The organism is Streptomyces longhuiensis (genome assembly GCF_020616555.1).
GTDB lineage: Bacteria > Actinomycetota > Actinomycetes > Streptomycetales > Streptomycetaceae > Streptomyces > Streptomyces longhuiensis.
In genome coordinates this window covers 4,399,642-4,420,625 of record NZ_CP085173.1, presented here as the reverse complement: position 1 = coordinate 4,420,625, position 20,984 = coordinate 4,399,642, and the positions used below count along the sequence as shown (strand labels likewise).

Sequence of the window (20,984 nt, the reverse complement as noted above, 5' to 3'; positions counted from 1 at the left end):
GGCGCATCCTGCGCCTGGCTTACTCGACCCAATGTGAGGCACTCAGGCCGAAGTGGTCCGGTTCTCTGCGCCACTTCGGATGGTGCGTCCCTCGAAACGCCTGGATGGCCCCCGGGTATTAGTGCGCACAGGATACCTATATTTTTCGACGTCGCATTTTCACGCTCTCTCGGTATCCCGCCGAGAGTACTATTTCAATGAGAGCGTTTTCGTGCGGATCCAGGAACTTCCAATTCGTAAAGGCTCTTGCTGGAGTTTTACTGGGGCCTCCGTTCGACCTCGTTCGGCCTCGTTCACCGCTGAGGGCGCGATCCCGTTCGCCGTGGCGGGCACCTGCACCCTGTAGATGGCCTCCGACTGCGCCCTGCGTGCCGGTCGCCGCCTGACAGTTCGGAACTGTCCGCTCATGCGAGATACGTCACGGTCCGGGACCAAAGGCCCGGACCGTGGTGTTGACTGGCCCCATGCCTGAACACCTGTCGTACTTCCAGCAGATAGGCGTGGCGTTCCTCGCGGCCGCCGCCGTGGTGTGGGTGGTCGGTGTCGTCCGGCTGGTGCGCCATGTGGGCTGGGGCGCAGAGCAGCCCCTCGCCTCGCTGCCGGTCCAGGGCGGTCCGCCCGCTCAGGAGTCCGTGCCGCTGACGCCGGACGAGCGTGATGCGTTCGCGGGCCTGGTACGACAGTTCAGCCGCCGTTAGTCGCAGGCCGCGGTCGGCGGCCGGTGCTTGTACAGCTAGCCGCAGCTGGGGCGGGAGCGACCGGTGGCGCGGCGCTGCATCGCCGCGCGGGCCTCGTCCTGCGTGGCGTACACCTCACACATGTGACGGCCGTCCGGCGTCGCCGTGTGCTCGATCTCCCAGAGACTGATCTCGCTGCCGTCGTGCAGCAGGAACGCGTGCTCGTACAGCGTGAAGCCGAGTCGTGGGCGGCCGAACGCCTGCGTGATCTGGTGCGCGTACGCGGTGTGCAGGAGCCCTGCCGTGTCGGGCCCCGGGCGGTCCTCGTTCTCCGCGCGGCGCAGCAGGCGGCGGGCGTGGTCCGCCGAGTCGTCGGCCGCGTAACTGCGGCGCGGCTCGGGGATCGACGGGAGCTGGAGCGGGAGCGGCAGCTCGAAGTCGGGGGCGGCCTCGCGGGGCAGCGGGAGGCGGTCCGTCGCCAGGTGGAGGTCCTCCTCCGACGTGTACACCTCGTGCTGGGTCCCCCGCTCGGGCATCGTGTTGTGGACGAGCTCCCACAGGGTGAGCGCGCTGCCGTCCGCGAGCAGCCACGTGTGCCGGTACGTCTCGCGGTGCAGGCCCGCGCTGTGGTGGGCGGAGTGCAGCGAACTGTCGTACGCGAGCGCGCAGTCGAGGCGGGCGAGGGCCTCGTCGGGCAGCTCGAAGGAGTTCAGGGCCCGGCCCAGCAGGCGCCCGAGGTGCTCATCCGGCTGGTGCGTGCCGTCCGGCTGATGCGACTCGTGCGAATCGGGTGGCTCGTACGCTGCGGTGTCGTACGGAACGCTCAAGGCATCTCCCGGCGTTGCTACATGTCACCTTGTGGGTGCATACCGTAGCCCCTAGGTCGGACATCATGTCCTCGAAATCAGAAACGAACGGGCCGCGCGGGGAAGTTCCCGCGCGGCCCGTCCTCATGAGTGCGTCAGACGGCGCTGCCCGCCGTCCACTGGCTCCACGACATGTTCCAGCCGTTGAGGCCGTTGTCGGGCGCGATGGTGGTGTCGGGGGAGTGCTTGACGGTCACCACGTCGCCGACGAGCGAGTTGTCGTAGAACCACTTGGCGATCGTCGCCCCGCCCGCGCCCTGGACGTCCGCGAGGCCGATGCAGCCGTGACTGGTGCCGGAGCGGCCGAAGGGCGGATTGCCCTTCGGATACCAGTAGTTGCCGTGGATGAACGTGCCGGACGAGGACAGACGCATCGCGTGCGGGACGTCGGGGATGTCGTACTCGCCGCCGAAGCCGACCGTCGACCCGTTCATCCGGGTCTGCACGAACTTCTCGGAGATCACCATCTGACCGTTGTACGTGGTGTGCTGCGCGCTGCCGGCCGAGATCGGGATCGTCTTGATCGTCTTGCCGTCCCGCACGACCGTCATCGTCTGGGTGTTGACGTCGACCGTGGAGACCTGGGAGCGGCCCACGGTGAAGCTGACCGTCTTGTTCTGGACGCCCGTCACGCCGTTCGCGCCCTGCACGCCGTCCAGGTCGATCTTCATCGTGACCTTGGAGCCGGCCTTCCAGTACTCCTCGGGGCGGAAGTCGAGCCGCTGCGCGCCGAACCAGTGGCCCACGATCTGCTGGCCGCTGCTGGAGGAGACCGTGATGTGCGACTGCACGGCCTTCTTGTTCGTGATCGCCTTGTCGAACGTGAACGAGACCGGCATGCCGACGCCGACGGTGGTGCCGCCGTCCGGCGTGTACGTGCCGATGAAGCTGCCCGACGTGGTGACCGTCGTGAAGATCGAGTTGGCGGCGGCGGTACGCCCGTCGGAATCCTTGGCGGTGGCCGAAATGCGGTACTTCGTCCCGCGCTCGAGCTGCTCCTTGGGCTTCCACGCCGAGCCGTTGGCGGTGAAGGAGCCCGGCACGGTCTCCCCGCTGTCGGGCTCCGTCATCTTCACGTCGGTGAGCTTGCCGGACTTGACCTTCACGCCCGTCGCGTTGATCGACGCACCCGTCGAACCGTCCTTGGCCGAGATCATGATCTGCGCGGCGGACGAGCCCTTGCCCTTGGTGCCGCCGTTCTTGCCGTCGGCGTTCTCCGCGTTGGCGCTGCCGCCGCAGGCGGTCAGGGCGAGCGCGCCGACGGTGACCGCGGCCGTCGCCACCAGGACCCGCCGCGCGGTACGCCTGCGGCCCTGTTCGGGCTGCCGGGGGTGCTGCTGGGGCGCGGCTGTGTCCGGGGTTGTCACGAGATACTCCAGGATTTGTCAGTTACTCCAGTGTGTGTAGAGAGGGCGAACTGACCGGAAAGGTTCCTTCGGGAAGGTGTGAACGGAGACACAGGTCACGCCAGGAACCGGGCGGGCCGGGCGCGTGGCGCCCCGAGTGGTGCGCGCCCCCGTGCCTCAACTCCCGTACAGATCCCCGTACGAGAGGAACGTCCCGCCCGGCCCTCGCACCGACTCCGCCGCTAGCACCGCCCGCACGATCGCGCGCGTCACCATGTCGGCGCCCGCCGCGAGGATGTCGTTCAGCGCGAGGGGGTCGGCCTCGTCGAGCGGGCGCGTGCCGGTCGCGACGGCGAACACGGTGTCCCCGTCGTTGAGGAGGTGCACCGGACGGACGGCGCGCGCGATGCCGTCGTGCGAGGTGCCCGCGAGCTTGTGCGCCTGGGAACGGGTGAGCACCGCGTCCGTGGCGACGACGGCGAGCGTGGTGTTCATCGGCGGCGCCTGGCCGGCGGCCTCCTCCTTGGCCTGCGCGATCCGCTCCTGCGCCGCCGCGTGCGTCTCCGGCGAGGGGTACGGATACGGGCGCGCGTGGGGTCCGCCGTCCCGCGCGTCGGCGGGGTCCGGGGCGAGGAACCGCCCGTAGAGCGCGCCCGTCGCCGGATCGACCGCGGAGCCCACCGCGTTGGCCACGACCAGCGCCGCGACCGTCACCCCCGAGTCGAGCACCGTGCTCGCCGTGCCCACGCCGCCCTTCAGCCCGCCGATCACCGCGCCCGTGCCCGCGCCGACCGAGCCCTGCGCGACAGGAGAGCACGGCGCGGAAGCGGCCGCCGCCTCCACCGCCGCGCGGCCCGTAGCCGCGTCGGGCCTGGCCTGGAACTCCCCGCCGCGCCCCAGGTCGAAGACGCACGCGGCGGGGACGACCGGCACCACCTCGCGCGGCCCGGCCCCCACCCGTACGCCCCGGCCCTGCTCCTCCAGCCACGCCATGACACCCGACGCGGCGTCCAGGCCGTAGGCGCTGCCGCCCGTCAGGGTCACGGCGTCGATGCGCCGGACCACATTGCGCGGGTCGAGCGCGTCCGTCTCCCTCGTGCCGGGGCCGCCGCCGCGCACGTCCACGGCGGCGGTCATCCCGCCCTCGGGCGCGAGCACCACCGTCGTCCCGGTCAGCCAGCCGCCTTCACCGGCGCGGGTGGCATGACCGACCCGCAGGCCGGCGACATCGGTCAGGGCATTGCGCGTGGGCGTCGTCATACGGCATGCGTATCACGTGAGTTGGGGCCCGGGGCCGCCTCCGCGCACGCCCGTGAGCGTGACCATTCACGCTCACGACGCCGTCACGCCGACGGCGAGGGTGAGCGCGGCCACGACGCCCCGGCGACGTTCGCGAACTTCGCCCGTGACGAGCTCCCTGAGGTGCTTCTTGGCCCTCTGCGTCACGTGCATCGGCGTCTGCTGGTGGTTCTACGCCGCAAGGGCGCCGATCCCCCAGCTGACCCCACAACCCGAGCAGCCCGCCCCCTGTGCCCGCAGCCCCCGTGTCCCCAGCCCCTTGTACCTCGTCTCCTTGCACCCCGCTCCCAGCACCCCGCCCCCCGACGGACGTACGCTGGAGGCATGAGTACCGCTCCCGACCCCGAGCCGCGCGATCCGAAGAGCGCGCTGGTCTTCGACGATCCGCTGAGCACGCAGTCCTCGGACGACACGGACCGAGGGTGGGGCGAGCGGCCCACCGCCGGCGGCGACAGCGCCGCCGACCTGGCACGCTTCCTCGACGAGAAGCCGCCCCACCACCTCTGAGCCGCGGCTACTGCTCGCTGTGCCCAGAGCCGCGCTGCGCCACCAGGGCGTCGCGGATCTCCTTCAGGACCTCCAACTCGGACAGCTCCACGACCTCCGCGGCGCCTTCCTTCGCGGCGTCCCGGGCCGCCTTCTTGGCGAGGTACTTGGCCATCGGCAGCACCATCAGGAAGTACACGACCGCGGCCGTGATCAGGAACGTGAGAGTGGCGCTGAGCACCGAGCCCCACAGGATCTCGATGCCGTCGTCGCCCGGGCAGGTGCCCTTCAGGCACGACTTGTAGCCGTTCAGGTCCTTCGTGCCGAACGCGCCGACCAGCGGGTTGATGACGCCCTTCACGACGGAGTTCACGATGTTGGTGAACGCGGCTCCGATGACCACGGCGACCGCGAGGTCGATCACATTGCCGCGCATCAAGAAGGCCTTGAAGCCCTCCCACAGACTCGGCTTCTTCTTCTCGCTCACCAGAAGGCCTCTCTTCACTTGTGCAGGATGTGGAGCAAACAGCTCCGCAACCTACGACAGCGCTTGGCGGGCCTGTCCAATTCGCTGACTCGAACGAGGGACTTGGTTTCGAAACCGTGCGGACCGGCCCGTCCGGGCAGCCGAAAACGATCACCACAGGGTCACCGCCAGCCGCGAGGTGGCACCGGCGCCGGCGAGCCGCGCCGCCGTCTCGCGAGGCACGGACAGGACGACCAGGGCGCCGCCTGCCGAGGCGGCTTCGCCGGCTGACTCCGCCGACTCCGCGGAATCCGGCACGGAACTGACCCTCGCCCCCGCCGCCACGACCCTGCCGTCCTGGCCCCCGGATCCCCGCCCGTCACCGGAGCCGGCTCCCGCGCCCGCCGCCACGACGTCGACCCGGTCACCGGGCCGCAGCAGTCGCACCGCCGCCGCGTCCGCGATCCGCACCGGCGCGGACACCGTCACGACCGACCGCCGCACCCGCTCCCGCCCGGTGCCCGAGGGCTCGGAGCCCGAGGAGCCCGATCCGGAGGACCCGGAACCGGTGGACCCGGAACCTGTGGACCCGGAACCGGAGGACCCCGCCCCCGACGGCCCCGCGGCCACCAGCACCGCCGCCGTCACGGCGAGCCCCGCAGCGACCGCCCGCCGCCGGTGCCGGCCCGCCCGCCGTGGCCGCCACCGCCCGCCGCGCACCCGCAGCGGCGCGAAACGCGGGACCTCGCACGTCGGGGGAGTGCTGAACGGGGACATGGGCGACCACCACCTGGATCGAGAGGCACCGGAAGACATGGAAAACATCGAAGAGCCTCGGAACGCGCAAGCTCGAAAGCCCGCCTCGCGCTCCACGATCCAGGCCCGCGCCGATTCCCGCTGAGCCCCGTGCACTACTCGCCGGTTGTGGACAACACCCTCACCCGAAGGCGAAGTTCAGCCCCGGCCAGCCCCGGCCAGCCCCGGCCGGCGCGAACACCGCACCGGGCCGCCGGCAGCGCCTCCCGGATCCCGCCTCCCGGGGCGCGGCGCCGACGGCCTCCCCAGCCGCGTACCTTCGCCGGCCAGCCCCGGCCATCCCCGCTCAACACCGTTCATCACGCCGCTACGGCAGCACGATCCCCGGATCCATCCCCCCGAGCGCCCTCACGCACAGGCAGTCCCGCTCGCCCTCCGCCGGCAGCCCCGCCACCGTGTCGAAGAGCACCGTCCGCAGCCGGTCCACATTGGCGGCGAAGACCTTGAGAACCTCGTCGTGCGACACGCCCTCGCCCGACTCGGCGCCCGCGTCGAGATCGGTCACCAGGGTCAACGACGTGTAGCAGAGCTCGAGTTCACGCGCGAGCATCGCCTCGGGGTGACCGGTCATGCCGACCACCGACCAGCCCTGGGAGGCATGCCAGCGGGACTCGGCGCGGGTCGAGAAGCGAGGCCCCTCGACCACGACGAGCGTCCCACCGTCCACCGGCTCCCAGTCGCGGCCGCGCGCCGCCTTCACGGCGACCCGGCGCCCGGCCGGGCAGTAGGGGTCGGCGGGCGACACGTGCACCACGTTCGGCACGGTCCCGTCCGCCAGCGGCTCCCCGTCGAAGTACGTCTGCGCGCGGGCCTTCGTCCGGTCCACGAACTGGTCCGGCACCAGGAGCGTCCCTGGCCCGAACTCGGGCCGGAGGCCGCCCACGGCGCACGGGCCGAGGACCTGCCGTACGCCCACGGAGCGCAGGGCCCAGAGGTTGGCGCGGTAGTTGATGCGGTGCGGCGGCAGATGGTGGCCGCGGCCGTGGCGGGGCAGGAAGGCGACCTTGCGGCCCGCGATCTCGCCGAGGAACAGGGAGTCGCTCGGCGCTCCGTACGGGGTGTCGACCTGGACCTCGGTCACGTCGTCCAGGAACGAGTAGAAGCCGGAGCCGCCGATGACGCCGATCTCGGCCGTGCCCGGTGTGTTCGCCGTGTTCGCCGTGCCCGGAACTGTATTCGCCATGTCCGGCACAGTATCCGCCCGGGAACGCCGAAAACCCCGTCGTCAAAGGACGACAGGGTTCCGTAAGAACTTGGCCGAAGCGGCCGAGTGGCCTTACGCGGCGGAAGAGCTCGAGGACGAGCTCGAAGAGGAAGACGAAGCGGAGGCCGAGGACGTCGACGTGGAGGACGACGACCCGGACGCCTTGGAGTCCGAGGACGAAGACTTCGTGTCCGAGGCCGACTTCGCGGACGACGACGCCGGCGAGCTGCTCGACGAGGAGCCGCGGCTGTCGTTGCGGTAGAAGCCCGATCCCTTGAAGACGATGCCGACCGCCGAGAACACCTTCTTGAGGCGTCCGTCGCAGCTGGGGCACACGGTCAGGGCGTCATCGGTGAACTTCTGCACCGCCTCGAGGCCCTCGCCGCATTCGGTGCACTGGTACTGGTACGTCGGCACTTGCTTCCTCCTGGCACTCTCACTCGATGAGTGCTAACGACAATCCATAGTGACGTATTCCGCGAGATCAGTCCACTGACACGGGCACTCGGTGACCGACGCCACGCGCCACGGTCAGGCCTGTCGACGGCGGGACGAGGCGGGATCGCAGGGTCGCCAGGATCAGCAGGGCGAGCACCGTGCCGCCCATCGGGACGAGGAATCCGGCGCCGTCCCAGAGGCGGTCCTCCAGCTGACCGGCGACCGTGACGGCCGCTGCCTGGCCCAGCGCGACCGCGCCCGTGAGCCACGTGAAGGCCTCGGTGCGGGCGGTCGGGGGGACCAGCTTCTCGACGAGCGTGTAGCCGGTGATCAGGGCCGGGGCGATGCACGTGCCCACCAGCAGGCCGACCCCGGCGAGCAGGAGCACGGACTGCGCGGCCCAGAGGCCGGAGGCGGTCACGGCGAGCGCGGTGTAGGCGAGCAGGAGGCGGCGCTGGGGCGCGATCTTCCAGGCGACGGCTCCGCAGACGATGCCGGAGAGCATGTTGCCCGCGGCGAACGTCCCGTACAGGACACCGTTCAGGCCGGGCTCGCCGATCGACTCGGTGAAGGCGGCCAGGGCGACCTGCATGCCGCCGAAGACGGAACCGATGCCGAGGAACGCCACGATCAGGACGCGCACTCCGGGGACGCGCAGCGCGGAAACGTGCTCCACGCGTGCGTGGACATCGCCGGCCGACCGCGAGGGCAGGGGCTGTGTGCCGCGCTGCGCGGCGAACAGGAGGCCGCCCACGAGCGTCAGGGACGCCTCCGTGACGAGACCGGCGGCGGGGTGCACGCCGGTGCACAGGGCGGTCGCGAACAGCGGGCCGAGCACGAACGTGAACTCGTCCGTGACCGACTCGAAGGCGGCGGCCGTGGTCATCAGGGGCGAGCCCTGGAGCTTGACGCCCCAGCGGGCCCGCACCATGGGGCCGATCTGCGGGGTGGAGGCGCCGGTCGGGACCGCCGCGACGAACAGGGCCCACAGGGGGGCGTCGCTGAGCGCGAGCAGCGTCAGCAGAAGCACGGACGCCGTGTGCAGCAGGACGCCGGGCACGAGGACGGCGCGCTGCCCGAAGCGGTCGGCGAGCTTGCCCGTGAAGGGGGCGAACAGCGCCATGGAGACGCCGGTGGTGGCGGAGACGGCGCCGGCGGTGCCGTACGAGCCGGTGGTGTGCTGCACGAGCAGGACCGTCGAGATGGTGAGCATCGCGAACGGCTGCCGGGCGGCGAAGCCGGGGAGCAGGAACGTCCAGGCGCCGCGGGTGCGCAGCAGCTGTCCGTATCCCGGGCGCTTGTCGGTGACCGTGGCCGTGTAATTCTCTGGCACGGCCCTTGCCTTTCTGCCGCCTGGTAGCGCTGACCCGGTGGGGTGCGCCGAGAGCCGTCCTCATGCGCCGGGAACCGAGTGATACCGGGGTCCGCGCCAGGAGGGCCTGGGCCATGCAGGGTATGCAAGGGAACCGCGGCCGCTTTGCGGTCGCGCCGGCTCTACATCAGGCAGAGTCGGTGGAACTTCAAGTGTGTACCGACCATGCTAACGGCCGGACGGGCCACTTTCTTCCGCGTAGCGGAACTTCATCCACCGGCCATCGACCCGCCATCCACCCGCCGGCCCCCGCAAGGAGGCCCGGCTTCCGCCCCGGCACCCCAGCTTCCGCTCCAGCGCCCCGGTCCCCGCCACGGCGTCCCCGCTCTGGCCCCGGTGTCCGAGTTCCCGCCCGGCGCCCCCGCTCTCCGCCTACTGAGCCCGTCGTCCGCGCCCCGCGGCCCCGTTCCCCGAGAGCCATCCGGCGAGCTTGCCGCCCTGTGCCACGGCCCGCAGCCGGGCCTCGGCCTCGTCCCGCACCTGGTCCGTCGCCACCACGAGCAGTTCGTCGCCGTGCCGCAGGACGGTCGTCGGCAGCGGCACGAAGGACTGCTTCTCGCGCACGACGAGCGTGACGGCGGCACCCGGGGGCATCCGCAGCTCGCTGACCTCGACGCCGTGCATCCGGGACCCCTCGGGGATCGACACGGACAGCAGATGTCCGCGCAGCCGCTCCAGGGGCGCCGATTCGATGCCGAGGTCGGCGGCGGACGCGGAGTCGCTGCCGAGCCGCAGCTTCCGGGCGAGCCAGGGCAGCGTCGGTCCCTGGATGAGCGTGTAGACGACGACGAGGACGAAGACGATGTTGAAGATCCGGGTGCTGTCATCGACGCCGTTCACCATCGGGATGGTCGCCAGGATGATGGGCACCGCGCCGCGCAGTCCGGCCCAGGACATGAGGGCCTTCTCCTGCCAGGGCATCCGGAACGGCAGAAGGCTCAGGACGACACTGAGGGGGCGCGCCACCATCGTCAGGACGAGGCCGATGACGATCGCGGGCCATGCGTCGTCCACGAGGTCGTGCGGGGTGACGAGCAGGCCGAGCAGGACGAACATGCCGATCTGCGCGATCCAGCCGAGTCCTTCGGCGAAGCCGCGCGTGGCGGGCCAGTGCGGCAGTTTCGCGTTGCCGAGGACCATCGACGCGAGGTAGACGGCGAGGAACCCGCTGCCGTGGGCCATGGCTCCGGCGGCGTACGCGGTGACGGCGATGGCCATGACGGCGATCGGGTAGAGGCCGGAGGCGGGCAGCGCGACGTGCCGCAGGCCGAAGGAGCCGAGCCAGCCCACCGCGATCCCGATCGCGGCGCCGATCGCGAGTTCGAGGGTGATCTCGCCGATGAGGCCGTACCAGTGCTCGACGGGTCCGGCCGTGGAGAAGGCCACCACCAGGATCACCACAGGGGCGTCGTTGAAGCCGGACTCGGCCTCCAGGACGCCCGTCACGCGGGACGGCAGCGGCACCTTGCGCAGCACGGAGAAGACGGCCGCGGCGTCCGTCGAGGACACCACCGCGCCGATGATGAGCGCCTGCCGCCACTCCAGGCCCACGACATAGTGCGCCCCGGCGGCCGTCACGCCCACGCTGATGGCGACGCCGACCAGCGACAGCATGACGGCGGCCGGCAGCGCCGGTTCGATCTCTTTCCACTTCGTGCCGAGGCCGCCCTCGGCCAGGATCACGACGAGGGCCGCGTAGCCGATGACCTGCGTCAGCTCGGCGTTGCTGAACGACACGTTGCCGATGCCGTCCTGACCCATGGCCACCCCGATACCGAGGTAGAGGAGCAGGCTCGGCAGACCGCTGCGCGAGGAGATGCGCACGGCGGCCACGGCGATCAGCAGGACCAGCGAACAGACGAGCAGGAGCTGGTTGAGGTGGTGGACAGTCAGGGGCTGTTTCCTTCCTCCGAAGGTCGTGCAGGAGGGCCCGTACGGGTGCACGGGCCGCCGTGGAACGACCAGGTACTTCGTTACCTTACCTAATCGTTAACGCTTTCTTGACGCTCGACAGGGTGACCTCGGGCGGTTTGGGGCCCCGGGTTCTTGACACCGCGTCCGAGGCCGCCGAGCCCTGCGCCTATGGTTGCTCCAGCGCTCCGTGACCCCACAGCCCGCCTGCAGCCCGCTCTGCCGCTCGCGAAGGACAGCAAGGACAGCGATGCCCTCGAACACCAACGCCTCTTCCGGCCATTCGTCCGGCAAGAAGAAGGGGCGCAGAGCCCGACTGATCGTGATCGTGCTGGTCCTGGCCATTGTCGCGGGCATCGGCTACGGCACGTACTGGAGCGTCAGTACCGTGCGTGGCTCCTTCCCGCAGACAAAGGGCTCGATCAAGCTCGACGGGCTCTCCGGTCCCGTGGACGTGAAGCGGGACTCCTACGGGATCCCTCAGGTCTATGCCTCGTCCGACGAGGACCTGTTCATGGCCCAGGGCTATGTGCAGGCGCAGGACCGCTTCTGGGAGATGGACGTCCGCCGCCATATGACCTCCGGCCGGCTCTCCGAGATGTTCGGCAAGAGCCAGGTCAAGACCGATGAGTTCCTGCGGACGCTCGGCTGGCACCGGGTGGCGCAGAAGGAGTACGACTCCAAGCTCTCGCCCGAGACGAAGAAGTACCTCCAGGCGTACGCCAAGGGAGTCAACGCCTACCTCGCCGGCAAGGACGGCGCGGACATCTCCCTCGAGTACGCGGCACTCGGGTTCACCAACGACTACGCGCCGCAGAAGTGGACGCCGGCCGACTCCGTGGCCTGGCTCAAGGCGATGGCGTGGGACCTGCGCGGCAACATGCAGGAAGAGATCGACCGTTCCCTGATGACGAGCCGCCTCGGCCCGCAGCAGATCGCGGACCTGTACCCGGACTACCCGTACGACCGGAACAAGGCGATCGTCCAGTCGGGCTCCTACGACAGCGCGACCGGCTCCTACGGGGCGGGCTCCGACGGGTCCGGAAATCAAACCGGCACGGGTACGGGTACGGGTACGAGCACCGGAACGGGTACCTCCACCGGGACCGGCACCAGCACGGAAGGCGCCGCAGGCACCGGTCTCGCCGGCGACACGGAGGCCCCCGACGGCCTCCAGAGTCAGCTGACCGGGCTCTCCGACGCCCTGGACCAGGTCCCCGCGGCCGTCGGCCCGAACGGCAACGGCATCGGCTCCAACTCGTGGGTGGTCTCCGGAGCGCACACCATCACCGGGAAGCCGCTGCTCGCCAACGACCCGCACCTGTCGCCCCAGCTCCCGTCGGTCTGGTACCAGATGGGTCTGCACTGCCGGAGCCTGTCGGCCTCGTGCCAGTACGACGTCACGGGCTACACGTTCTCCGGGATGCCCGGCGTGATCATCGGCCACAACCAGGACATCTCCTGGGGCATGACGAACCTCGGCGCCGACGTCACCGACCTGTACCTGGAGAAGCTCAACAGCGGCGGCGGGTACCAGTACGACGGCAAGACGGTCCCGTTCAAGACCCGCAAGGAGACCATCAAGGTCGCCGGCGGCGACGACAAGACCATCACCGTCCGCGAGACCAACAACGGTCCGCTGATCTCCGACCGGGACGACGAGCTGGTCAATGTCGGCAAGAAGGCGAAGGTCGACGCGGCCGCCCCCGACCGGGGCGACGGCTACGGAGTCTCGCTGCGCTGGACCGCGCTGACCCCCGGCAAGTCCATGGACGCCGTGTTCGAGCTGAACAAGGCGAAGGACTGGAAGCAGTTCCGCAAGGCCGCCGCCGACTTCGAGGTGCCCTCGCAGAACCTGATCTACGCCGACACCAAGGGCAACATCGGCTACCAGGCGCCCGGCAAGATCCCGGTTCGCGGCAAGGGCGACGGCTCGCTGCCCGCGCCCGGCTGGGACGCCGCGTACCGCTGGAAGAGCTACATCCCGCAGTCCGCGCTGCCGTACGAGTACAACCCCAAGCGCGGCTACATCGTGACCGCCAACCAGGCCGTCATCGACAAGGACAAGTACCCGTACCACCTCACCTCCGACTGGGGTTACGGCACGCGCAGCCAGCGCATCACCGATCTGATCGAGTCGAAGATCGCCGGCGGCGGCAAGATCTCCACCGACGACATGCGCACCATGCAGATGGACAACAGCAGCGAGATCGCCAAGCTGCTCGTGCCCAAGCTGCTCAAGATCGACGTCTCGGACAAGTACGTCCGTGAGGCGCAGAAGCTCCTGGAGAACTGGGACTACACCCAGAACCCGGACTCGGCGGCCGCCGCGTACTTCAACTCGGTCTGGCGCAACATCCTCAAGCTGTCCTTCGGCAACAAGCTCCCCAAGGAGCTGCGGGTCAAGGGGCAGTGCCTGAGCGTCGAGCCGGCCGGTGACACCGGCCCGGCGGACGAGGACCGCCGCGTGCGCGAGTGTGGCGAGCGCGACGAGGACTCGGCGCAGCCGGACGGCGGAGACCGCTGGTTCGAGGTCGTCCGCAAGATCATCAACGATGACAACAACGACTGGTGGAAGGCCCCGGCCACCCGCACCGACGCCGAGACCAAGACCCGCGACCAGCTGTTCGCGCGGGCCATGGAGGACGCGCGCTGGGACGTCACGGCCAAGCTCGGCAAGGACATCGACACCTGGAGCTGGGGCCGGCTGCACCAGCTGAGCCTGAAGAACCAGACCCTCGGCACGGACGGGCCCGGCTGGCTCCAGTACGTGCTCAACCGCGGCCCGTGGAAGCTCGGCGGCGGCGAGGCGGCCGTGGACGCGACCGGCTGGAACGCGGCCGGCGGCTACGGCGTCATCTGGGTCCCGTCGATGCGCATGGTGGTCAACCTCGCGGACCTCGACAAGTCCAAGTGGATCAACCTCACCGGCGCCTCGGGGCACGCGTTCAGCGCGCACTACACCGACCAGACCGAGAAGTGGTCCAAGGGCGAACTCCTCCCGTGGGTCTCCTCGGAGAAGGCGGTCGGCGCGAACACGAAGGACACCCTGGTGCTGCACCCCTGACGAGGGGCGACACCGCATGAAAGGGCCCTCCACGCACGCGTGGAGGGCCCTTTCACGTCACCGGGGCAGGCGGTTCACCGGAAGCGGCGCACTCCCGAAGGCGTCACCACGGCGTGCACGGGACGGTCGTGCGGTTCCTCGGGGACGCGCTCGACGACCTCGCCGTCGTACAGGAGCACCACGAGCGCCGGATCCGCGTCCGCGCGCTCGAGGCGGGCGAGGACGCGGTCGTACGAGCCGCCGCCGCGGCCCAGCCGCATGCCGCGCCCGTCGACCGCGAGGCCCGGCAGCAGCACCGCGTCGGCCTCCACGACGGCCTCGGTACCGAGCGGCTCCCCGGAGGGCTCCAACAGGGCCATCTTTCCCGCATGTTGCACGCGCGCGAGGGACCCCTGTCCGTCGTAGGCGCCCCAGTCCAGGTCGTTGTCCTCGAGGAGTACGGGAAGCAGGACGCGTACGCCGCGCGCGTGGAGCGCGTCGAGCAGCGCGCGGGTGCCCGGTTCACGGCCGACGGAGACGTACGCGGCGACGGTCCGCGCCCCGGCCAGCTCGGGAAGTTCCAGTGCCTGACGGGCGAGCGCGCCGGCCGCCGTCTCGACGTCATCGGCGGGCAACCCCGACCTCACCTGGAGGAGTTCTGCCCGCAACGCGTTCTTGTCAGCCTTTGACAAACACATAGCCAGCTCACAAACCCCTCATATAGGCATCAAGTTAACTGGAAGCAAATCTTCCGCCCAGACGCTACGGATATGGTTCACCGCATGACTGAGTCGCACCCCAGGATCAGCAAGGCTGTCATCCCCGCCGCAGGCCTCGGCACCCGGTTCCTGCCGGCCACCAAGGCAACGCCCAAGGAGATGCTGCCGGTCGTCGACAAGCCGGCGATCCAGTACGTCGTCGAAGAAGCCGTGTCCGCCGGCCTCGACGACGTACTCATGATCACAGGCCGCAACAAGCGGCCCCTGGAGGACCACTTCGACCGCAACTACGAGCTCGAGTCGGCTCTCCAGAAGAAGGGCGACGCCGGCCGTCTCGCCAAGGTCCAGGAGTCCAGCGACCTCGCGACCATGCACTACGTCCGCCAGGGCGACCCCAAGGGCCTCGGTCACGCCGTCCTGTGCGCGGCCCCCCACGTCGGCCAGGAGCCCTTCGCGGTCCTCCTCGGCGACGACCTGATCGACCCGCGCGACCCCCTGCTCGCCCGCATGGTCGACGTCCAGGAGCAGCGCGGCGGCAGCGTCATCGCCCTCATGGAGGTCGAGCCCTCGCAGATCCACCTCTACGGCTGCGCCGCGGTCGAGGCGACCGAGGACGGCGACGTCGTCAAGATCACCGGCCTCGTCGAGAAGCCCGACCCCGCGGACGCCCCGTCGAACTACGCGATCATCGGCCGCTACGTCCTCGACCCCGCGATCTTCGAGATACTCCGCCGGACCGAGCCGGGCCGCGGCGGCGAGATCCAGCTCACCGACGCCCTCCAGCAGCTCGCCGACGACGAGAAGGCCGGCGGCCCCGTCCACGGCGTCGTCTTCAAGGGCCGCCGGTATGACACCGGAGACCGTGGCGACTATCTGCGTGCCATTGTCAGACTCGCGTGCGAACGTGAGGACCTGGGCCCGGACTTCCGCGCCTGGCTTCGCAGTTACGTCACCGAGGAGATGTAGCACCTTGAGCAGCACGACCACGCACGTCACCGGTCAGCAGCACGTCTGGTCGGTGGCGGAGCACCTGGAGGACATCCTCGCCACGGTCCGCCCGCTGGAGCCCATCGAGCTCCAGCTCCTCGACGCACAGGGCTGCGTCCTCGTCGAGGACGTCTCGGTACCCCTCTCGCTGCCCCCCTTCGACAACAGCTCGATGGACGGGTACGCGGTCAGGGCCGCCGACGTGGCAGGCGCGAGCGAGGAGTTCCCCGCGGTGCTCACGGTCGTGGGGGACGTCGCCGCGGGCCAGGCCGGGCGGCTCCGCGTCGGGCCCGGACAGGCCGCCCGCATCATGACCGGCGCCCCGCTCCCGCCCGGCGCCGAGGCCGTCGTCCCCGTCGAGTGGACCGACGGCGGCCTGGGCGAAGGCCCGGTCTCCGGGATGCGCGCCCACAGCGCCGCCCCCGAGGGCGCCTCCGGCGAGGTCCGTGTGCACCGCCCCGCCGAGGCACGCGCGCACGTGCGCGCCAAGGGCAGCGACGTGAAGACGGGCGACCGCGCCCTGGAGGCCGGCACGGTCCTCGGCCCGCCGCAGATCGCCCTCCTCGCCGCGATCGGCCGCGGCACCGTACGCGTGCGCCCGCGCCCGCGCGTGGTCGTCATGTCCACCGGCAGCGAACTCATCCAGCCCGGCGAGGAGTTGGCCGAGGGCCAGATCTACGACTCCAACAGCTTCGCCCTCACCGCCGCCGCCCGCGACGCCGGAGCGATCGCCTACCGCGTCGGCGCGGTCGCCGACGACGCGGAGACACTTCGCTCCACCATCGAGGACCAGCTGATCCGCGCCGACCTCATCGTCACCACGGGCGGCGTCAGCGTCGGCGCGTACGACGTCGTGAAGGAGGCGCTGACCTCCGTCGGCGACTCCGAGGACGAGACCGGCATCGGAGCCGGCAGCGGCGTCGAGTTCCGCAAGCTCGCCATGCAGCCGGGCAAGCCCCAGGGCTTCGGCACCATCGGCCCCGAGCACACCCCGCTGCTCGCCCTGCCGGGCAACCCCGTCTCCTCGTACGTCTCCTTCGAGCTGTTCGTACGCCCCGCGGTGCGCACCCTCATGGGCCTGCCCGCCGCGGACGTCCACCGGCCTTCGGCCCGCGCGGTCCTGAAGTCGGCCAAGGCACTCAGCTCGCCCGCGGGACGACGCCAGTTCCTGCGCGGGACGTACGACGCCGAGGACGGGACCGTGACTCCTGTCGGGGGCTCCGGATCCCACCTCGTCGCCGCGCTCGCCCACGCGGACGCGCTGATCGTCCTGCCCGAGAAGACCACGTCGGCCGAGCCCGGCGCCGAGGTGGACGTGGTCCTCCTCGGCTGAGCGCCCCGTCCGCGCGATACCGTGTCGCGCACAACAGGCCGCGCGCCGCACCGCGTAGCCCACGGACCGGGAGCGCCAGAGCACCATGAGCAGTTCGCAGGACCGACTGACGCACATCGACGAGGCGGGCGCGGCCCGCATGGTCGACGTGTCCGCCAAGGACGTGACCGCGCGCACCGCCCGTGCCAGCGGCCGCGTCCTCGTATCGCCCCGCGTGGTGGAGCTGCTGCGCGGCGAGGGAGTGCCCAAGGGCGACGCCCTCGCCACGGCGCGCATCGCCGGAATCATGGGTGCCAAGCGCACCCCCGACCTCATCCCGCTCTGCCACCCGCTGTCGGTGTCCGGAGTGAAACTGGACCTGTCCGTCGCCGACGACGCGGTCGAGATCCTCGCCACGGTGAAGACCACCGACCGCACGGGCGTCGAGATGGAGGCCCTGACGGCCGTCTCGGTGGCCGCGCTCACGGTGATCGACATGGTGAAGGCCGTCGACAAGGGCGCCGTCATCACGGACGTACGCGTCGAGGAGAAGACGGGCGGCAAGTCGGGCCACTGGACCCGCCCGGAGGCCGGGGAATGAGCCCCTACCGCGCCTTGGTCGTCACCGCCTCCAACCGCGCCGCCGCCGGGGTCTACGCCGACACGGGCGGCCCCCGCATCGCGAAGGGCCTCGAAGCCATGGGCTTCCAGGTCGACGGGCCGCAGGTCGTGCCCGACGGCGACCCGGTGGCCGAGGCGCTGCGGGCCGGTGTCGACGCCGGGTACGACGTCATCCTCACCACCGGCGGCACCGGCATCTCGCCCACCGACCGCACCCCCGAGGCCACCCGCAGCGTGCTCGACCACGAGGTGCCCGGCATCCCCGAGGCCATCCGCGCGTTCGGACGCGAGAAGGTCCCCACGGCCGCGCTCTCCCGGGGCCTCGCCGGCGTCGCGGGACGCACCCTGATCGTGAACCTGCCCGGGTCGTCCGGCGGCGTCAAGGACGGCCTCGCCGTACTCGGCACCCTGCTGACCCACGCCGTCGACCAACTGCGCGGCGGCGACCACCCCAGACCTGACGGGGGTGCGAGCTGAACAGCCCATCCTGGCCGGTCGAGCTGACGGACGGTGACGTCTGTCTGCGCCCGATAAAACTGCGCGACCAACGGGCCTGGCGCGAGGTCAACCGCCGCAACCGCGACTGGCTGCGCCCCTGGGAAGCGACCATCCCGCCGCCCACGCCCAGCGGCCCCGTCGCCCACCGTCCGACCTACCGTCAGATGGTTCGCCATCTGCGCGCCGAGGCGAGCGCGGGGCGCATGCTGCCCTTCGTCATCGAGTACCAGGGGCGCATGGTCGGGCAGTTGACGGTGGCGGGGATCACCTGGGGCTCGATGTGCTCGGGCCACGTCGGCTACTGGGTCGACGAGTCGGTGGCCGGGCGCGGTGTGATGCCGACGGCTGTGGCGCTCGCGGTCGACCATTGCTTCCGCACGGTGGGCCTGCACCGCATCGAGGTCTGCATTCGCCCGGAGAACGGGCCGAGCCGCCGGGTCGTCGAAAAACTCGGATTCCGTGAGGAAGGGCTGCGGCCCCGCTATCTCCACATCGACGGCGGGTGGCGCGACCATCTCGTCTTCGCGCTCACCGCGGAGGAGGTCCCGGAAGGCCTCCTGAGCCGCTGGCGTCGCAAGCGTGGCGGCAACGCCGCTGGTCCGGGCGGTCCGAACACCGCGGGGCAGCCCGGCACATCGCCAAAATAAAATAAGTGTTCGATATTGATCGGGATCCGTCCGCCGCAGGCATTAAATTCGCTCGACGGGCGGCGCGTTGATGCCTCAGTCGGAAAAAAAGCTCGAAATATCAGCCAGATCGTGCGACACACCGGCTCAATTGGCGGATGCCCCCATGCAAACCCCTCTACCGTGTGAGGCGTGAGCAGCAGCGGCCTCATCTACGCAGTCATCGTCGGGGCCTGGGCCGCCTACTTGGTGCCGATGTGGCTCCGTAGGCAGGACGAGCTGAACGAGGCCCGTCCGACGGAACGCTTCAGCACCGCCATCCGGCTGCTGTCCGGACGGGCGGGCATGGAGCGCCGATACGCCAAGGACCTGCAGACGCGCTCTCCCGAAGGGGAGGAGCAGCGCAGCGACCCGGACGACGTCACCGACTCGGTGGACGTCCGGGCCTTCGCCGCGCCTCCGATCCGCGGCGAGCGCAGGAACGAGAACCGGGACGCCTGCCACGAGCGGCAGCCCGGATCCGAGTCCCGGCCCCAGCCCAGGACCTCGCCCGCCCGGCAGACACCCGAGCGCCAGGTCTCCGCCCGGACCCCCCACGACCAGCAGGCACACGACCGGCCGAACCACGACCGGCCCGCCGGCGACCCGCACACGAACGGCAGGTCGGCAACCGGACGCCCGGGCCCCGACCGCCAGCAGTCGGACCGCGCGCAGTCCGACCGGTCCGCGGCCGAGCGCCAGGCCGCCTCGGCGGACGCCGCCGCCCGTGCCCGCCGCTCCAAGGTGCTCGCGCGCAGGCGCCGTACGACCGTCATGCTCTTCCTCGCCTTCACGGCCGGCGCGGTCGTCGCCGCCGTCGGCGGGCTCGCGTTCCTGTGGGCACCTGCCGTGCCCGCCGTGCTGCTCAGCTCGTACATCTTCTATCTGCGGGCCCAGGAGCGGCGGCGCTTCGCGTACACGATGGACCGGCGCCAGGCCGAGGTCGCGGCGCAGCGGCTGCGCGAGCGGCAGCCTCGCAGGCGCCAGCCCGCCGCGGGCCGGGCCGCCGCGGAGGAGACCGAAGAGGGGCCTGCGCCAGAGGTGGAGACCGACCCCGGTCTCGAGGCGCTCGCGGCCGACCGGCGCGCACTCGTCGAGCAGACCGACCATGCCGAGTGGGTCGACCAGCAGCGCGAACGGCAGCGCGGCCCCGGCCAAGGCGACAGCTGGGACCCGGTCCCGGTGCCCCTGCCTACGTATGTGACCGCCCCGGTCGCCCCGCGCGCCACGGGCAGCGTCGACCTCGGCGCCCCCGACGCGTGGAGCTCGGCCCGCTCCAGCACGGCGGGCGCGGCGCAGCAGGAGCCGGACGGGCATGCCGGCGAGGAGCCGGCGGCGGCGTCCGAGGAATGCGACGGCGCGGACGAGATCGGGGACGAGCGCAGCGACGCCCGCCGGGCCGCCTCCGCGCGCCGCTCGCGCGAGCGCGGCCGCACGCCGCTCTTCGACCAGTACGACGACGGCGGCCGCCCCCGCGCGGCCAACGAGTGAGACCCGTCCGGGGCCACCCTGGCTGACCAGCCAGGAACGGATTTCCGAGCACCCCGATCGGGATGCTAGAGTTTCACTCGTTGCAAGGGCCTGTGGCGCAGTCTGGTAGCGCACCTCGTTCGCATCGAGGGGGTCTGGGGTTCAAATCCCCACAGGTCCACCGCAATTAAGAGCCCCACCGGATTCGTCCGGTGGGGCTCTTGCCTTGCTTTCCGCTCTCTCCCCCGTGGCGCCCTTTCCCTGATGTTGCGCGCGTCACAGTGCCTTGGCGAAGCAGCGGCTCAGTTCCTCGAAGCGGTAATGGCCGAACTTGCTGCAGGGCGTGTAGCCGCTCGACCCGTAGAGAGCGATGGCCTCCGGCTGCTTGAGGCCCGTCTCCAGGACCATGCGCGAACGGCCGGCGGCGCGGGCGTCGTCCTCCAGGGCCGCGAGAATGCGCCGGGCCAGACCCAGGCCCCGGGCCTCCGGCGTGACGTACATCCTCTTCAGCTCGGCGTCGCCGTCCGAATATCCCTCGTCGTTCCGGTCCTGGGTACGCCAGCCGCCGGTGGCGAGCGGGGTGCCCCCGTCGTCGTACGCGATCAGGTAGAGGCCGCGCGGGGCGTCGAACATCGTCGGGTCGAGCGGGGTGACGTCGCCGTCGTCGCCGTAGCGCTCGGCGTATTCGAGCTGCACGCGGTCGTTCAGCTTGATCGCGTCGGGGTGTCCGAAGGAGACGCGCTGGAGGGTGGGCGCCATGGGCTGAATAGTCATGCTGAGTATCG

20 protein-coding genes and 1 tRNA gene are annotated in these 20,984 nt (G+C 70.8%); 10 read left to right on the top strand and 11 right to left on the bottom strand.

From position 1 onward, the window contains the following. The first annotated feature begins 464 nt into the window (after window positions 1–464). On the top strand, window positions 465–698 hold the full coding sequence (locus tag LGI35_RS20450) for a hypothetical protein (RefSeq protein WP_116512495.1): 234 nt from the start codon (window positions 465–467) through the stop codon (window positions 696–698). 35 nt (window positions 699–733) lie between these two features. Here the strand turns inward: LGI35_RS20450 and LGI35_RS20445 are convergent, their stop codons facing one another. The 3 genes from LGI35_RS20445 to LGI35_RS20435 form a co-directional block, all read right to left on the bottom strand. After that, complete coding sequence (locus LGI35_RS20445; protein WP_227295247.1) at window positions 734–1,504, bottom strand: DUF6227 family protein; 771 nt, start codon at window positions 1,502–1,504, stop codon at window positions 734–736. 134 nt (window positions 1,505–1,638) lie between these two features. Continuing rightward, window positions 1,639–2,922, bottom strand: coding sequence for a L,D-transpeptidase (locus LGI35_RS20440; protein ID WP_423835771.1), 1,284 nt, complete (start codon window positions 2,920–2,922; stop codon window positions 1,639–1,641). A 144-nt stretch (window positions 2,923–3,066) separates the two neighbouring features. Then, window positions 3,067–4,149, bottom strand: coding sequence for a P1 family peptidase (locus LGI35_RS20435; RefSeq protein WP_227295244.1), 1,083 nt, complete (start codon window positions 4,147–4,149; stop codon window positions 3,067–3,069). A 363-nt stretch (window positions 4,150–4,512) separates the two neighbouring features. Here LGI35_RS20435 and LGI35_RS20430 point away from each other — a divergent pair, with 363 nt between their 5' ends. After that, entirely contained in the window at window positions 4,513–4,695 is a 183-nt protein-coding gene (locus LGI35_RS20430) for a hypothetical protein (protein WP_116512499.1), read from the top strand. A 7-nt stretch (window positions 4,696–4,702) separates the two neighbouring features. On the opposite strand, the gene mscL is transcribed toward LGI35_RS20430, so the two are convergent. The 6 genes from mscL to LGI35_RS20400 form a co-directional block, all read right to left on the bottom strand. Continuing rightward, window positions 4,703–5,161, bottom strand: a complete 459-nt coding sequence (gene mscL / locus LGI35_RS20425) for a large conductance mechanosensitive channel protein MscL (protein WP_116512500.1) — start codon at window positions 5,159–5,161, stop codon at window positions 4,703–4,705. A gap of 150 nt (window positions 5,162–5,311) precedes the next feature. Continuing rightward, on the bottom strand, window positions 5,312–5,917 hold the full coding sequence (locus LGI35_RS20420; RefSeq protein ID WP_227295242.1) for an RcpC/CpaB family pilus assembly protein: 606 nt from the start codon (window positions 5,915–5,917) through the stop codon (window positions 5,312–5,314). Between the two features lie 346 nt (window positions 5,918–6,263). Next, the gene (locus tag LGI35_RS20415) at window positions 6,264–7,139 is read right to left on the bottom strand and encodes an S-methyl-5'-thioadenosine phosphorylase (protein WP_227295240.1); all 876 of its coding nucleotides are present in this window, start codon (window positions 7,137–7,139) and stop codon (window positions 6,264–6,266) included. A 93-nt stretch (window positions 7,140–7,232) separates the two neighbouring features. Further along, window positions 7,233–7,577 (bottom strand): FmdB family zinc ribbon protein, encoded by a 345-nt coding sequence (locus LGI35_RS20410; RefSeq protein ID WP_227295239.1) that lies wholly within the window; start codon window positions 7,575–7,577, stop codon window positions 7,233–7,235. 67 nt (window positions 7,578–7,644) lie between these two features. Next, window positions 7,645–8,931: an MFS transporter gene (locus LGI35_RS20405; RefSeq protein WP_227295238.1), complete on the bottom strand. Its 1,287-nt coding sequence runs from the start codon at window positions 8,929–8,931 to the stop codon at window positions 7,645–7,647. 411 nt (window positions 8,932–9,342) lie between these two features. Next, the gene (locus tag LGI35_RS20400; RefSeq protein WP_227295237.1) at window positions 9,343–10,914 is read right to left on the bottom strand and encodes a potassium/proton antiporter; all 1,572 of its coding nucleotides are present in this window, start codon (window positions 10,912–10,914) and stop codon (window positions 9,343–9,345) included. A 217-nt stretch (window positions 10,915–11,131) separates the two neighbouring features. Between LGI35_RS20400 and LGI35_RS20395 the strand changes: the two genes are divergently transcribed. Further along, complete coding sequence (locus LGI35_RS20395; protein ID WP_227295236.1) at window positions 11,132–13,948, top strand: penicillin acylase family protein; 2,817 nt, start codon at window positions 11,132–11,134, stop codon at window positions 13,946–13,948. Between the two features lie 74 nt (window positions 13,949–14,022). Here LGI35_RS20395 and LGI35_RS20390 read toward each other — a convergent pair whose 3' ends face one another. Beyond that, entirely contained in the window at window positions 14,023–14,625 is a 603-nt protein-coding gene (locus LGI35_RS20390) for a 5-formyltetrahydrofolate cyclo-ligase (RefSeq protein WP_227295235.1), read from the bottom strand. 84 nt (window positions 14,626–14,709) lie between these two features. Between LGI35_RS20390 and galU the strand changes: the two genes are divergently transcribed. The 7 genes from galU to LGI35_RS20355 all read left to right on the top strand — a co-directional run bounded on the left by galU (window position 14,710) and on the right by LGI35_RS20355 (window position 20,380). Beyond that, on the top strand, window positions 14,710–15,612 hold the full coding sequence (galU, locus tag LGI35_RS20385; RefSeq protein ID WP_227295234.1) for a UTP--glucose-1-phosphate uridylyltransferase GalU: 903 nt from the start codon (window positions 14,710–14,712) through the stop codon (window positions 15,610–15,612). A 4-nt stretch (window positions 15,613–15,616) separates the two neighbouring features. Beyond that, entirely contained in the window at window positions 15,617–16,966 is a 1,350-nt protein-coding gene (gene glp / locus LGI35_RS20380) for a molybdotransferase-like divisome protein Glp (protein WP_227295233.1), read from the top strand. Between the two features lie 85 nt (window positions 16,967–17,051). Next, window positions 17,052–17,546 (top strand): cyclic pyranopterin monophosphate synthase MoaC, encoded by a 495-nt coding sequence (gene moaC / locus LGI35_RS20375; RefSeq protein WP_116512507.1) that lies wholly within the window; start codon window positions 17,052–17,054, stop codon window positions 17,544–17,546. Then, complete coding sequence (locus LGI35_RS20370) at window positions 17,543–18,043, top strand: MogA/MoaB family molybdenum cofactor biosynthesis protein (RefSeq protein ID WP_116512508.1); 501 nt, start codon at window positions 17,543–17,545, stop codon at window positions 18,041–18,043. Before moaC ends, LGI35_RS20370 begins: the two co-directional genes overlap by 4 nt. Further along, on the top strand, window positions 18,040–18,711 hold the full coding sequence (locus LGI35_RS20365; protein ID WP_227300395.1) for a GNAT family N-acetyltransferase: 672 nt from the start codon (window positions 18,040–18,042) through the stop codon (window positions 18,709–18,711). The genes LGI35_RS20370 and LGI35_RS20365 overlap by 4 nt, the downstream gene beginning before the upstream one ends. A 171-nt stretch (window positions 18,712–18,882) precedes the next feature. Next, window positions 18,883–20,220 carry a divisome protein SepX/GlpR gene (sepX, locus tag LGI35_RS20360; protein ID WP_227295232.1) on the top strand — a complete coding sequence of 446 codons (1,338 nt, stop codon included), beginning with the start codon at window positions 18,883–18,885 and terminating at the stop codon, window positions 20,218–20,220. A gap of 86 nt (window positions 20,221–20,306) precedes the next feature. Then, window positions 20,307–20,380, top strand: a tRNA-Ala gene (locus LGI35_RS20355). Between the two features lie 95 nt (window positions 20,381–20,475). On the opposite strand, the gene LGI35_RS20350 is transcribed toward LGI35_RS20355, so the two are convergent. Further along, window positions 20,476–20,973: a GNAT family N-acetyltransferase gene (locus LGI35_RS20350; RefSeq protein WP_227295231.1), complete on the bottom strand. Its 498-nt coding sequence runs from the start codon at window positions 20,971–20,973 to the stop codon at window positions 20,476–20,478. Window positions 20,974–20,984: the final 11 nt, after the last annotated feature.

Bases quoted from the DNA above. Each gene is read 5' to 3' on its own strand.
- LGI35_RS20450 (WP_116512495.1), top strand. From the start codon at position 465: ATGCCTGAACACCTGTCGTACTTCCAGCAGATAGGCGTGGCGTTCCTC.
- LGI35_RS20435 (WP_227295244.1), bottom strand. From the start codon at position 4,149: ATGACGACGCCCACGCGCAATGCCCTGACCGATGTCGCCGGCCTGCGG.
- LGI35_RS20430 (WP_116512499.1), top strand. From the start codon at position 4,513: ATGAGTACCGCTCCCGACCCCGAGCCGCGCGATCCGAAGAGCGCGCTG.
- LGI35_RS20420 (WP_227295242.1), bottom strand. From the start codon at position 5,917: ATGTCCCCGTTCAGCACTCCCCCGACGTGCGAGGTCCCGCGTTTCGCG.
- LGI35_RS20415 (WP_227295240.1), bottom strand. From the start codon at position 7,139: ATGGCGAATACAGTTCCGGGCACGGCGAACACGGCGAACACACCGGGC.
- LGI35_RS20395 (WP_227295236.1), top strand. From the start codon at position 11,132: ATGCCCTCGAACACCAACGCCTCTTCCGGCCATTCGTCCGGCAAGAAG.
- LGI35_RS20390 (WP_227295235.1), bottom strand. From the start codon at position 14,625: ATGTGTTTGTCAAAGGCTGACAAGAACGCGTTGCGGGCAGAACTCCTC.
- galU (WP_227295234.1), top strand. From the start codon at position 14,710: ATGACTGAGTCGCACCCCAGGATCAGCAAGGCTGTCATCCCCGCCGCA.
- moaC (WP_116512507.1), top strand. From the start codon at position 17,052: ATGAGCAGTTCGCAGGACCGACTGACGCACATCGACGAGGCGGGCGCG.
- LGI35_RS20370 (WP_116512508.1), top strand. From the start codon at position 17,543: ATGAGCCCCTACCGCGCCTTGGTCGTCACCGCCTCCAACCGCGCCGCC.
- LGI35_RS20350 (WP_227295231.1), bottom strand. From the start codon at position 20,973: ATGACTATTCAGCCCATGGCGCCCACCCTCCAGCGCGTCTCCTTCGGA.